The following is a 13,948-nucleotide window of genomic DNA, read 5'->3' on the forward strand; positions in this document are numbered from 1 at the left end:
TCAAATCAACATGAAGTATTTATTTAAGTTTTGCATTTTAATATTTTGCGTTAACTTTTCAATACATAGTCAAACCACAAAAAAAGTACTCTTTCTTGGTAATAGCTATACGGGAGTCAACAATTTACCAGCTATGGTAAACACTATGGCTACAAGTACAGGAGATGTTTTAATTTATGATTCTAATACGCCAGGTGGCTATCGTTTAATACATCATGCCTCCAATACAACTACTCTCAATAAAATCAACTCAGACAATTGGGATTACGTTGTATTACAAGGACAGAGTCAAGAAACATCGTGGAGTCAAACTCAAATGCAGGCCGAAGTATTTCCATATGCTCTGTCGCTAAGTAATGCTATAAGGGCGAACTATGAATGTTCAGAACCTATGTTTTATATGACATGGGGAAGAGAAAATGGCGATGCTTCTAATTGCGGCAACCTAGATTGGGTTTGTACCTACGAAGGTATGGATGATGCTATAAGAAGCACCTATATCACTATGGCCAATGATAACAATGCCGAAGTATCTCCAGCAGGAGCCGTTTGGCGGTATTTACGTAATAACCATCCAAGCCTTGATTTATACACCAATGATGGCTCACATCCTTCATTAGCAGGTTCCTATGCTGCTGCCTGCGCTTTTTACACTATGGTTTATAAAAAAGACCCAACTCTAATCACTTGGAATTCGGGTTTATCAACAAACGATGCCAATACCATAAAAATGGCTGCAAAGACGATAGTCTTTGATGAGATTTCTAATTGGGATTTCACCATAAATCCAGCCATGGCAGATTATACTGAAGTTGTCAATGAAGAACAAATATCGTTCACCAACACAAGTAATGATTTTGATTCTTTACTTTGGGATTTTGGAGACGGAAATACATCAACAGCAATTAATCCAATCCACATGTACGCCGCAACAGGTGATTATATGGTAACATTAACCGTAACTAAATGTGGGAAATCAAATACGAAAACAAAGACATTTAGCATTTCAAATTTAAGCACAGAAGACTTAGAACTAAAAGATTCAATTATTTTTCCAAATCCAGTTTCTGACCTTCTGACTATACATTTAAATACAAATTATGAGGTTATTGATATACTCATTTTTGATGTCTCTGGAAAACTCATTAGCAAAAACACGTCTAAAAACACCTCAACACTAAACTTAGATTTTTCAAAATTAAGTTCGGGAATGTACCTTTTAAATGTATCTGCAAATCGCAGTTCTTTTACGTCGTACATTATAAAAAAGTAAGATTCATTACCCATTTAAAGTAGCATTATAGCTTTTAGAATAAAGTTGCTTTGAGCTTCAATCTTTTCTATGTCAAATAAATATTGTTAATTGTAAGGTAACTTCTTAACCAATTAGCATGCTTAGACATATCAAAACTGTACTTTCCATTCTTCGGGAACGTGACAATCCGCTTAAGATTATTTGGGCTTATGTATTGCTGCGTACAGGTTTAAATAAGTATATAACCATAAAACAACGTGGGTACAAAATTCATTTATCCCAATCTAATTTGGCAATAACTTTATTTGGCAACAAAGATTACGGACAAGAAGACGAAGGCTTTCTGCGAAAAACACTTCAACTTAATGCGACATATGTCGATGTTGGTGCCAACATAGGTACGTTGGTGCTTACAGGTTCTATCGCTGTGGGTAACGCAGGAAAAGTAATTGGAATTGAAGCGCACCCTAAAACTTTTGATGTCCTAAAATCCAATATTAAACTTAACGGATTTAAAAATATTGAACTCCTAAACTCTGCCGTTGGAAATGAAAAAGGCAAGCTCCATTTTAGCGATGCCAAATCTGATGACTCAAACAAAATACTTTTAGATTCTAACCAAGGTGTTGAAGTTGATGTGAACTTATTGGATGAATTATTAAAAGACATCAATCACATCGATGTTTTAAAGATTGATGTTGAAGGCTATGAAAAGTATGTTTTTGAAGGTGCGACTGATGTTTTAAATAAAACAAAACTCATTTATTTCGAATCTTTTGAAAACAATTATGCGACCTACAATTATAATACAGGAGATATTATAAATCTTTTAAACACATTAAACTTTCATATTTATAAAGTGATTAACAACAAACAATTACAGCCTTTAGATCACAACTATAGATCTGTAAAATGCGAGAATTTAGTAGCAACCAAACAACCTAAGTGCTTAGAAGACGAGTGCAAATTTGAATTCATTTCATGACAGTCAACTACTATAAATCCATTCTTTCATGGTGGGAACCAAAACGTATATGGTTTAATTTTCTTGTTGGAATATCTGGTATTTTAGGTATGCTCACTGGTATATCTCAATTTGAATTTACAGACCTACTAGGTGTCTTGGCATGGGGCATCTTGGCGAATATTCTTTTTTCAACAGGAATCTTGGTTGAAATTTTAGAGGATTACTACTTCAAAGGAAAATTAAAATTGCAGCACTTCAGATGGACCTTCTTAGTTATTGGAACACTATTATATTGCACGCTAACATTTTCTTATGCGGCGTATTATTATACACCATTTATAGATTTTTAAGTTTAAAAACTTATGAAGATCTTGGAAACAACGACCTATTAGCCTATCACTAGATTTATTTGTAAACCTTGTTTTTAAAGGCTACCACTTTTACAATGAATTTCTAGACGCTGGTGAAGGAATAGTCACTAATGCCTTATCAGACCGATTGAAAAACTGGAATATCACGATTTTTTAACTACTGAAAAATATCATTGATCGTATTCGCAATGACAAAGCATCTTTTATTAAAAACGTGATAACATTGGTACGACATTTTGACAACAAAAACTTTTACTAACGAACATTTTCTTATATCTAAAAATTATATATATTTGCAACTGACTGATTGGTCAGTCAGTAATTATATATATCTATGGATAAAAAGCAACAACTTATAACAGTAGCCACTCAACTATTTGTAGAGCGCGGTTTTGAAAACACTCCTGTTTCTTTAATCTGCGATACTGCTAAAGTTTCTAAAGGATTGGTATTTCATCATTTTAAATCAAAAGACGGACTTCTACGTGCCATTTTTGAAGAAACCACCAAAAAAGTAGCAGACATATCCTCCATTGATAACATTAACGAAGATCCCTATCAGCAATTACGGAACATTATTAACTCATTGTTCGTTCAGTTAGAGGTTGACAAAACATTGTTCCAACTAAACCTTCATTTAATTCTTCAACCTAAAACAAGAAGACTTCTAAATGATCTAATAGGTCAAAGATCATCTTATATTTTAAATCATGTTAAACACATATATGGTTTGATAGACCCAGAAAATGCCACTATTAGAAGTTATATGTTTATTGCTGAATTAGACGGAATCGCATTAAACTATCTAACCATTTTTGAAGATTATCCCCTACAAGAAATACAACAACAACTTATAGCTAAATACACTAAATAATGAACTTTATAAAAACCAACGATTTCAATATAATACAACCATTGAGACAAGAACTTTACGACACCTTCACAACCGCTTTAGACAGCATGTGGGAATCTCTTTATATTGGGTCATCCACAAGTTACTTGATTCAGGTTAATACTAAAACCATAGGTTATTGTTGTATTGACAATGACAAAAGCCTCACTCAAATCTATATTAAAAAACCACATTTAACTCGTATGCAGGACGCCATAACCTCGCTTATTGATTTAAAACTTATTGTGTCGGCAAAGCTTAGCTCTATTGAACCTGTAGGTTTTAATACCTGTTTAATACATGCTTCATCTGTTAAAAATAACACCTATTGTTTTCAATTTGAAAACGACACACCTGAGCAAAATACATCTGTTGAATTAACTGTTGCAACCAACGAAGATGTTGAGATGATACAATCATTTTATAAAACTCAAGTAGGTTTTGAGGACACTTTTGGATATACCGAAAATCTTGTAAAACGTCAAGAATTATTTATAGTTAAAAATGGTTCAGATTTTGTTGGAACAGGAGAATGTAGATTAAGCGACTCCCAACCTAGATATGCTGATGTTGGTGTAGCGATACATTCAACTTTCCGAAGACAAGGTTATGCTTCACAAACTTTACATGTACTCGCCAAAAAAGCACTAACCAAACATCGTAAACCAATTTGCTCAACAACAATTGATAACATAGGATCTAAAAAAGCAATTGAAAAAGCTGGATTCCATTTCAGTCATAGCATATTTGACCTTAGATTTGTATCATAAAACTTATTTCGTATAATGAAAGAACAAATCAAAACCTATTTTAACCGATATGTAACATTTGAAGATTCTGAAATAGATGCTATTTATTCTAAGCTAGAAGAAAAAACGTTTCGCAAAAAGGAATTTCTCTTAACAGAAAATAGTATTTGTCGTTATAATTTTTTTATAGTCAAAGGCGTTGTTAGGTTGTTTTATTTAGATGCCAAAGGTCATGAGAAAATTACACAATTTGCCATAGACAATTGGTGGATTACACACATGGAAAGTTTTATTCAACAAATTCCTTCAACACAATATCTCCAAGCCATTGAGGACACAACAGTATTATGTTTATCTAAAAGCAACTTGGAAACGCTTTATAAAACTTATCCAAAATTAGAACGCATGTTTAGGCTTATTACGGAGAATATGTTAATTGCAAACCTTAGAAAAAGTGATATATATCTCCAAATGAAAAGTAAGGAACGTTATTCTTTTTTTGTCGAAAAACTGCCAGGTTTTGCCCAACGTGTACCTCAATATATGATTGCTTCATATTTAGAAATCACTCCAGAATACCTTAGCGAATTGCGAAGACAACGCATTTAAAAGTCTTTCTTAAGATATCTTAATTTTTAGGTTCAAACGATCGCATAATTTTACGCCATAATTAAAAACAAACAAAAATGGCACGAATTACTTATAACGATATTCCTAATGGAATGTTTGAACACTTAAGAACAATTGAAGACTTCATACTTAACTCTTCGTTAAGCAAACAATTGATTGAAATCATCCGATTAAGAACCTCTCAAAAAAATGGTTGTGCTTATTGTGTAGACATGCACCATAAAGAATTAAAACATATGGGTGAAACCGATTTACGATTGTCCTCTTTATGTGTTTGGGAAGAAACGCCCTATTTCAACGAAAATGAAAGAGCCGTTCTTCATTTTACAGATGCACTTACCAAGCTAGATCGTAGGCCTATTTCAGATCATATCTATAACGAACTATTAAGTTTCTTTACCAAAGAAGAAATTTGTTATATCACTTTAGCAATTTCACAAAGCAATACTTGGAATCGATTAATGAAAACTTTTGAGTTTACTCCAGGAAACTATAAGGCAAACGAATAATAATATATCTATGAAGCTTAAAATCATTAAACTCTTTTTAAGATTAGCGCTATCGCTTAGTTTCTTATCGGCAGTAGCAGATCGCTTCGGTCTTTGGCCTGAAAACATTTCGGTCTGGCAAAATTGGTCTAATTTTTTAGACTATACCCAACTCATAAATCCGTGGTTGCCTCATCATGTCATACCACTAATTGGCGTCATTGTTACTGTCCTTGAAATAGCCTTTGCTATGTTCCTTTTAATTGGATTTAAAACTGAGTTCTTCGCCAAACTTAGCGGTTTTTTACTCCTAATCTTTGCGCTGTCAATGGCATTTTCAACAGGCATAAAAGGTGTTTTAGACTTTTCGGTACTAAGTGCATCGGCGGGAGCATTTGCTTTAAGCCAATTCAAAGAAAAATATATTGAACTTGATTTGCTGTTCTCTAAAGCCAGCGCAGAATTAAAAACCTAACAGGTTCTGCGCTAGTTTATTTTCAATTTATTACATTAGATATAAATGAAGTGTCGTTCACGAAGAATAGCGCCATACGATTTCAAAATGCCATTACAATGAAAACATTAATTTTATATCTGTTCTTTTTTTTAACTCTTACAAGTTGTACTAATAAAACTGAAAAAGAACAGCCCCAGACCATACCTACAAAAATTTCAGATAAAACCATTATTGATTTATCTCATAGTTATTCTGACAAAACTGTGTATTGGGTAACTGCCAAAGAATTTAAATTAGATACGGTTTTTAAGGGTCAAACAGATAAGGGCTATTATTATGCGGCCAATAATTTTAGTACGGCAGAACATGGTGGTACTCACATAGATGCGCCTATTCACTTTGCTAAAGATGCGCAAACCGTAGATCAAATTCCTCTCGAAAAACTAGTTGGTAATGCTATTAAAATTGATGTGTCTTCAAAAAGTAGTGACGATCCAGATTATTTGGTAAGTATTGAGGATTTCAAGAACTGGGAGAAAAATCATGGTTATAAAATACCAGATGGTAGTATTGTATTAATCGAAACAGGTTTCTCAAAATATTACCCGAACAAAGCAAAATATTTAGGTACAGACGAACGCGGAGATCATGCGGTGAAGCTCTTACACTTTCCTGGGCTTTCTCCTGAAGCCGCAACATGGTTAGTTGAAAATAGGCAGATCAATTCCATTGGAATAGACACACCTAGTATAGATTATGGTCAGTCTGAATATTTTAAAAGTCATGTGATCTTACTTGAAAAAAATATTCCAGCTTTCGAAAATCTCACTAACTTAAGTATGCTGCCATCTAATGGGTTTGAAATTATTGCTTTACCTATGAAAATTGAAGGTGGTAGTGGCGCACCTTTAAGAATTATAGCGCTTATTAATAAGGTATAATCTCTAAAAGCTAAATCCAAAACTTCCAGTCACACCAAAAGATCGGGCATCTGGGTTGGTTAGGTAGTTTCCTCTAAAGTTAAAATCGATTCGCAATATTTTAAAGATATTACCCACACCAAAACTGTATTCATAGTATATATCTTCACTAGGAGCAACCAAAGGTGTTTCAACAGGGTTTCCTGTTGTATTCAATGCAATGTTTTCGTCAGACAAATCTCCCCAAACACCTCTAAGACCAATTATAGCTCTTAAATTATATTTTTTTAAGAATGGAATTCTAGAGAATATGCGTCCATTAAAATTATGTTCCAAATGCAGTGACGTGTATGTATCTGTAACAAACTCATAGAAATCTAACTGTGGAAATGTATTATATATTGAAAAGTACGACTGATTTCCTGGCACTACACTAAGCAATCCTAACGGCACTTCACCAAAAGTTTTACCCGCTTCGATTGTGGTTGTCAATCGTCCAAAACCACCAACTTGCCATGGTTGAATATATGAAAATTGAACCTTGGTATAATCGAAATCACTATTAAACCAACTCTTATCACCTCGGGTCACTTGAGCAAATAAGGTTGCAAAACCATCATTGGCATTTCTACGCTCTACACCATAACCTGTCATTTTTCGATTTGGAAAATACGATAATGATAAGGCTGTTTCAAACTGCTTTACCTCAGACGAAATTCCTGTTGGAGATTCTGGGTCGTTATAATCTAGACTAAATGTAGGAGAAGCAGACTCTAATGTTCTGTAGGTACCACTCGTTCTAATTACGAAATTCTTACTAGGTTCAATCTCTAATGCTAATGTTGTTAAATTCACATTAGTCAACTTATCATTAGTACTTGTTCCAACTACGGCAGAAGAGGCTAAGCTTCGTCCTAAAACATCGGTTGATGATGTGAGATTTGCTCCTATTTGTTCTACATCTCTCCTATTTCCTCCAGATATGATTAATCTGTTTTTCTTATCAATAAGCCACTTTCCTGAGATTCCATATTTAAACTTGTCATCTCTAAATCCATAGGCTAAAAACCCTTCTACTCTCCATAAATCATTAGGTCCAAAGTAAGTACGTCCTCCTCCACGTATACGAACGCCTTCAACCTCATTATATCCAAATACCGAAAATACGGGTCCGATATCAAGACTAAGGCTTGGCACCTCAATATAGCCTGAAGCCAAAATACTTCCTAAATTGTAAAGGCGCTTGAATTTTTTGACGGTTTTAAGGGTATCTAGCATTTTATAAACACCTTTCTCGTCCTTATTTAGCGATTCCATTCGGTTTTTTTCCCAAAACTCATCATCACGATTATAGGCATCTTCATTGTAATTATAAACCTCTTCGTCATAAAATTTTTCGTCCTGAACCTCATCAAAAACATAGTTATCATATAAGGTCGTTCTTTTTCCGTAGACACCTCGAGATTTTTCTTTTTTACTCAAGGCAAAATCAGAAAGCATATAATCACGCTTAATTAAAAACAGCGTGTCGTTTAGGACTTCAAATTCCTGTTCTATATAAATTTCTTTAACCCAGTTAATGTTTGCACTCTTTGATGCTTGTAAATTGATATCCTTAATAGCATAAGTCGAATCATTTACCCAAAAATCACCTTTAAAGGTTAGTTCGTTTTTACGTCTAGGATAATAAATAATGTTGTAACACCACTTGTTATCAATAAATGCACTATCAGATAGTACATAATTATATGTTTGGATTCCTGTTCGTGACAACGGACTTACGAAACTCTTATCAAAAAATTTAAGATAGTTGTCATAAATATTGAAATCGGCATATAAATCATCTACAAAATCAATAATCACCTGATTATTACTAAATCCAGAATTCTTATTACCTTTTAGTTCTTCTTTTTCTTTTTTCAGTAGATTATCGCCATATACTTTACTTACGGCTTCATTAATAAACATTGGCAAGTAAGTTTTACCCGTTACGCTAGAAGTATCTACTTTATCAAAGACAAATTCCATACCTCTAAATAATCTACTTTTAATTAAAGCACTATCAATTGTATTGATATCAAACTCTACTTTCTCGTATTTATCGTACTGGTATTGTTTAAATTGTCGCAATCCATTTTGTCGTTTCCGTTCCCAAATTTTCTTTAAAATTCTAATGGCTGGATTTTCAGATGCTTTTTTTGACTGTTTCCCAGTAACTATGACCACTTCATTAAGAGCGGCAGCCTCTTCTTTTAAAATAAATCTTAAGTCGTAGTTAACTTTCTGTTCTAAATTAAACTCTTTAAGTTCATAACCCAGAAAAGAAACAATTACGGTTTGCCAAGTGTTTTCAGACTCTAAATAAAATCTACCATCTTCATTAGTAATGGTACCTTCGGTAGAGCCTTTAAATAATACATTTGCAAAGGCAATAGGTTCGTTATTTTCGTCGTACACATAACCACTCACTTTAGTTTGTGAGAAAGCCGTAGTTATTCCAAAGAATAAAAATAAAATAAGGAGCTTTTGTTTCATCAATTTTAATATTTGCAACCTACGAGTATTCAGATATTATTCTTCTTAGTCGAAACCGGTATTGCAATTCAAATGCCGTATTGGCCATTTAATTAAAAAACTTCATCAACAATCGTGCTAATGAAGTTTTTAAAACGCAAATAATTGCGATTTATTTATTTGTACATCACTTTTTTAACTGCTTTAACTACATCTTCGCTATTAGGCAACCATTCTGCAAGTAATACAGGAGAGTATGGTGCTGGTGTATCAGCAGTGTTTATTTTTACAACTGGAGCATCTAAATAATCAAATGCTTCAGATTGCACTAGATATGTGATTTCTGTGGCAACATTTCCAAAAGGCCATGCTTCTTCAAGTACAACCAATCGATTTGTTTTCTTAACCGATTCTAAAATGGCTTTTCTATCCATTGGGCGCACTGTTCGTAAGTCGATAATCTCACAAGAAATGCCATCTTTTTCTAATTCATCTGCCGCTTTATAGGCTTCTTTAATAATTTTACCAAAAGATACTATAGTGACATCTGTACCTTCTCGTTTAATTTCGGCAACACCTAATGGGATTGTATATTCGCCTTCAGGTACTTCACCTTTATCACCATACATCTGTTCGCTTTCCATAAAAATCACAGGGTCATCATCACGAATAGCAGATTTTAGTAAACCTTTTGCATCATAAGGATTTGAAGGTACAATAACTTTTAAACCAGGTGTATTTGCAAACCAACTCTCAAATGCTTGAGAGTGCGTGGCTGCTAGCTGTCCAGCCGATGCTGTTGGCCCACGAAATACAATTGGGCATTTAAACTGCCCACCTGACATTTGTCTTATTTTTGCCGCATTATTTATAATTTGATCAATACCAACTAAAGAGAAGTTGAATGTCATATATTCTACAATGGGACGATTCCCAGTCATTGTAGACCCTATGGCAATACCTGCAAAACCCAGCTCAGCAATTGGCGTATCAATCACACGTTTAGGTCCAAATTCATCTAACATTCCTTTTGAAGCTTTATACGCTCCATTATATTCTGCAACCTCCTCACCCATTAAATAAATGCTCTCATCTCTACGCATCTCTTCGCTCATGGCTTCGGCAATCGCTTCTCTAAATTGAATTGTCTTCATCTATCAGTTTTTTAAACGAATAGCAAAAGTAATAATTATTGCTAATAAAATAATATAAAAATGAGGCCGAAAACTAGAAACAATCTCCTGTAAGTTCTCATTTTTACACAATTTCAACGTTTTACAATTAAAATTCATCAAACTCCAATACATTTGATTCCCAAAAAATTGAATTATTAGTACTTTTCAAGCTAATTTCTGATAATTTGACAATCAAACTTCTTATAATCAAATTTTTCATGAATTTTATTATGCACGCATAGTAAAATTCAAATTATTATAATTATCTTCGTAACCTCTAAAAATTAACATCAAAAACAAACTTCAATATGAAAAAAATTTTAATAGTACTTTGTGTGACTTTATGTATAGCATTCAAAGGATTCGCTCAAGACAAAAAAGTAGCTGTAGTAAGCTTTTATACAGATAAAATTATCGGTTTTAGTGAACTCGATGCAGGAGGTGAAGAACTTTTAGCAAGTGTATTAAAATTAAGAGATAATCCAGATTTTGATTTAACACCAATTTTAGAACAGTTTCATACAGAGTTTTTTGACACCTACGCAAAGAAGTTTCCTTTTGAATTACTTCCAGAAGACCAGGTTACGAAAAATCAGGCCTATATAGATTTCAAACCAAAATATGAAAAAGACGCTGAAGAACTCAAGCGTTATGTTGTTTATCCTGGTTATAAATACATCTATGATGGTTTTGCTGGTAAAGACAATGAGGTAGCAACGGCAAAGATGTTTAGCGATAAAGCCAATGGTGTTATGTTCGTTGAAATACATTTTGACCTTACTAAAGGTTTTGGAATTGGCGGAACTGCAACGGTAAAAATGAGAGCTAATGCAAGAATTACAATGTATGACAAATCAGGAAAAAAACTTTTCGTAATCAACGAAGGTGCTAATTCGAAAAAAACGTCTGTAATGGTTAAAGGAATTCCTGTAATGAGCACAAAAAAAATATTACCAATGTGTGAAAGCGCACTTGAACGACTTATGAAGGACTTAAACAAACGTCTTCCTAAGATTATTAAAAAAGCAAAAAAATTAAAATAAATATACACTCAAAATAAATAATTCGATATGAAAATATTAGTATGTATTAGTCACGTTCCTGATACGACTTCAAAGATTAACTTCACCGAAGGAGACACAAAATTCGACACTACTGGTGTTCAATTTGTGATTAATCCAAATGACGAGTTTGGATTAACGCGTGCTATGTGGTTTAAAGAAAAGCAAGGTGCTAACGTTACTGTTGTTAATGTTGGTGGCCCTGAAACAGAACCAACGCTTCGTAAGGCATTAGCTATTGGAGCAGATGCGGCTATACGTGTAAACACTGCAGCTAAGGACGGTTTTCAGGTGGCAAAGGAGTTAGCCAGTGTAGTTAATGAAGGTGCTTATGATCTTGTTATTGCTGGACGTGAATCTATTGATTATAACGGAGGAATGGTTCCAGGAATGTTGGCTGCTTTAACTAAAGCCAACTATGTAACCAACTGTATTAGCTTAGACGTTGATGGCTCTAATGCTACTGCTGTGAGAGAGATAGATGGAGGAAAAGAAACGGTAACCACAAGTTTACCATTGGTTATTGGAGGTCAAAAAGGATTGGTTGAAGAAAGTGATCTTCGAATTCCAAATATGAGAGGAATTATGATGGCTCGTCAAAAACCGTTATCTGTTGTAGAACCAACAAACGCCTCTTCTGAGACGAATTCGGTTCAATTTGAAAAGCCTGCTCCTAAAGGTGCAGTAACTTTAGTAGATGCAGATAATATCGATCAATTAGTGAGCTTACTTCACAATGAAGCGAAAGTCATTTAATCAACCTTAAAAGAAAAAAACATGTCAGTTTTAGTATATACAGAATCAGAACAAGGAAAATTTAAAAAAGTAGCTTTTGAAGTTGCTTCTTATGCCAAAGCAGTTGCAGACCAACTAGGCACTACTGTAACGGCAGTAGCGGTTAACGCTGGAGACGCTTCAGAATTAGGAGCTTATGGTGTAGACAAAGTACTAACGATTAACAACAGTGATTTAGACAAATTCAATGCTAATGCCTATGCTGCTGCTCTTGAGCAAGCTGCTAAACAAGAAGGATCTAAAGTTGTTGTGTTAAGTTCGAGTGCAGATAGTAAATATTTAGCACCTTTAGTGGCTGTTAGTTTGGAAGCAGGTTATGCCTCAAACGTGGTTGAAACACCATCAAACACAGCACCTTTTACAGTAAAACGCACAGCATTTACAAACAAAGCATTCAACCTAACATCTATTGATACCGATGTGAAAGTTGTTGGTGTTTCTAAAAATGCATTCGGCCTAGTTGAAACTAGCGGAAATGCAACTTCGGAAGATTTTTCTCCTTCTATACCAACGTCTGGAGTTACAGTACAATCTGTAGATAAGGCAACCGATAAAGTAACAATTGCAGATGCAGAAATTGTTGTGTCTGGTGGTCGTGGATTGAAAGGTCCTGAAAATTGGGGAATGGTTGAAGAATTAGCAGAAGTATTAGGAGCTGCAACAGCCTGTTCGAAGCCTGTATCAGATTTAGGATGGAGACCTCATAGTGAACACGTTGGTCAAACAGGAAAACCTGTGGCATCTAACTTATACATTGCTATTGGTATCTCAGGAGCTATTCAGCATTTAGCTGGTATAAACTCATCTAAAGTAAAAGTAGTTATCAATACAGATCCAGAAGCACCTTTCTTTAAAGCTGCAGATTACGGGGTTGTAGGTGACGCCTTTGAAGTTGTACCAACACTCATTGAAAAATTAAAAGCTTTTAAAGCCCAAAACGCATAATTTTTTTTAAATTGTAGTTGGAAAAGGGCTGTTTTGATTTGGTTCTTTATATATAAATCTGCATTTTGCAGTTTGTAAAGTCCTAATTAAAACGGTTCTTTGTGTTTTAGAAATTATGAGTTTAGTGAGATTAAACATAAAAGGAATTTCATACAGCCAAACCCAAAATGGTGCGTATGCTTTAATTCTTAATGAAGTTGATGGTGATCGTAAATTACCTATAGTCATTGGCGCTTTTGAAGCACAATCAATAGCCATTGCCCTAGAAAAAGAAATAAGACCTCCTAGACCGTTAACTCATGACTTATTTAAAAATTTTGCAGACCGCTTTGACATTGTAGTTAAACAAGTTATCATCCATAAATTGGTTGACGGTGTCTTTTACTCTAGCTTAATTTGTGAACGCGATAAGATTGAAGAAATTATTGATGCCAGAACAAGTGACGCTATTGCATTGGCTTTACGATTTAAGGCACCAATATTTACATACAAAAACATTTTAGATAAAGCCGGAATTTACCTAAAGGTCAACCCTAAAAAAGAAACCGAAGATCAAGATTCTATTTTGGTTGATGATATGGTGGTCGAAGAAATTGAAGCAAGCATACAAGATAATTATATGGATAAGTCGCTTCAAGAATTACATACACTCCTCGATGAAGCAGTTAATAACGAAGATTATGAAAAAGCCGCTAAAATTCGAGATGAAATTTCCAAACGTTAATCCCT

Annotated in this window: 15 protein-coding genes; 13 read left to right on the top strand and 2 right to left on the bottom strand. The window is 34.1% G+C overall.

Going from position 1 to position 13,948, the window contains the following annotated elements:
* Positions 1-10 precede the first annotated feature (10 nt).
* The 9 genes from Q0787_RS00815 (at position 11) to Q0787_RS00855 (ending at position 6,750) form a co-directional block, all read left to right on the top strand.
* Positions 11-1,273, top strand: a complete 1,263-nt coding sequence (locus tag Q0787_RS00815; RefSeq protein ID WP_298900290.1) for a T9SS type A sorting domain-containing protein — start codon at positions 11-13, stop codon at positions 1,271-1,273.
* Positions 1,274-1,391: 118 nt separating this feature from the next.
* Positions 1,392-2,240 (top strand): FkbM family methyltransferase, encoded by an 849-nt coding sequence (locus Q0787_RS00820; protein WP_298900291.1) that lies wholly within the window; start codon positions 1,392-1,394, stop codon positions 2,238-2,240.
* Positions 2,237-2,572, top strand: coding sequence for a hypothetical protein (locus Q0787_RS00825; protein WP_298900292.1), 336 nt, complete (start codon positions 2,237-2,239; stop codon positions 2,570-2,572). The genes Q0787_RS00820 and Q0787_RS00825 overlap by 4 nt, the downstream gene beginning before the upstream one ends.
* A 355-nt stretch (positions 2,573-2,927) precedes the next feature.
* On the top strand, positions 2,928-3,467 hold the full coding sequence (locus Q0787_RS00830) for a TetR/AcrR family transcriptional regulator (RefSeq protein ID WP_298900293.1): 540 nt from the start codon (positions 2,928-2,930) through the stop codon (positions 3,465-3,467).
* Entirely contained in the window at positions 3,467-4,255 is a 789-nt protein-coding gene (locus Q0787_RS00835; protein ID WP_298900294.1) for a GNAT family N-acetyltransferase, read from the top strand. The genes Q0787_RS00830 and Q0787_RS00835 overlap by 1 nt, the downstream gene beginning before the upstream one ends.
* Positions 4,256-4,270: 15 nt before the next feature.
* Positions 4,271-4,843 (top strand): Crp/Fnr family transcriptional regulator, encoded by a 573-nt coding sequence (locus tag Q0787_RS00840; protein ID WP_298900295.1) that lies wholly within the window; start codon positions 4,271-4,273, stop codon positions 4,841-4,843.
* Between the two features lie 77 nt (positions 4,844-4,920).
* The gene (locus Q0787_RS00845; RefSeq protein WP_298900296.1) at positions 4,921-5,373 is read left to right on the top strand and encodes a carboxymuconolactone decarboxylase family protein; all 453 of its coding nucleotides are present in this window, start codon (positions 4,921-4,923) and stop codon (positions 5,371-5,373) included.
* A 10-nt stretch (positions 5,374-5,383) separates the two neighbouring features.
* Positions 5,384-5,827: a DoxX family protein gene (locus Q0787_RS00850; RefSeq protein ID WP_298900297.1), complete on the top strand. Its 444-nt coding sequence runs from the start codon at positions 5,384-5,386 to the stop codon at positions 5,825-5,827.
* Between the two features lie 98 nt (positions 5,828-5,925).
* The gene (locus Q0787_RS00855; protein WP_298900298.1) at positions 5,926-6,750 is read left to right on the top strand and encodes a cyclase family protein; all 825 of its coding nucleotides are present in this window, start codon (positions 5,926-5,928) and stop codon (positions 6,748-6,750) included.
* A gap of 3 nt (positions 6,751-6,753) precedes the next feature.
* On the opposite strand, the gene Q0787_RS00860 is transcribed toward Q0787_RS00855, so the two are convergent.
* Complete coding sequence (locus Q0787_RS00860; protein ID WP_298900299.1) at positions 6,754-9,264, bottom strand: DUF5686 and carboxypeptidase-like regulatory domain-containing protein; 2,511 nt, start codon at positions 9,262-9,264, stop codon at positions 6,754-6,756.
* Between the two features lie 155 nt (positions 9,265-9,419).
* Positions 9,420-10,397 (bottom strand): pyruvate dehydrogenase complex E1 component subunit beta, encoded by a 978-nt coding sequence (locus tag Q0787_RS00865; protein WP_298900300.1) that lies wholly within the window; start codon positions 10,395-10,397, stop codon positions 9,420-9,422.
* A gap of 329 nt (positions 10,398-10,726) precedes the next feature.
* Here Q0787_RS00865 and Q0787_RS00870 point away from each other — a divergent pair, with 329 nt between their 5' ends.
* From Q0787_RS00870 to Q0787_RS00885, 4 genes are all read left to right on the top strand, one after another.
* Positions 10,727-11,461 (top strand): hypothetical protein, encoded by a 735-nt coding sequence (locus Q0787_RS00870; protein ID WP_298900301.1) that lies wholly within the window; start codon positions 10,727-10,729, stop codon positions 11,459-11,461.
* 27 nt (positions 11,462-11,488) lie between these two features.
* Entirely contained in the window at positions 11,489-12,235 is a 747-nt protein-coding gene (locus tag Q0787_RS00875; protein WP_298900302.1) for an electron transfer flavoprotein subunit beta/FixA family protein, read from the top strand.
* A gap of 21 nt (positions 12,236-12,256) precedes the next feature.
* The gene (locus Q0787_RS00880) at positions 12,257-13,219 is read left to right on the top strand and encodes an electron transfer flavoprotein subunit alpha/FixB family protein (RefSeq protein WP_298900303.1); all 963 of its coding nucleotides are present in this window, start codon (positions 12,257-12,259) and stop codon (positions 13,217-13,219) included.
* Between the two features lie 115 nt (positions 13,220-13,334).
* Complete coding sequence (locus Q0787_RS00885) at positions 13,335-13,943, top strand: bifunctional nuclease family protein (RefSeq protein WP_298900304.1); 609 nt, start codon at positions 13,335-13,337, stop codon at positions 13,941-13,943.
* Positions 13,944-13,948: the final 5 nt, after the last annotated feature.

This window comes from uncultured Psychroserpens sp., from assembly GCF_947492715.1.
GTDB lineage: Bacteria > Bacteroidota > Bacteroidia > Flavobacteriales > Flavobacteriaceae > Psychroserpens.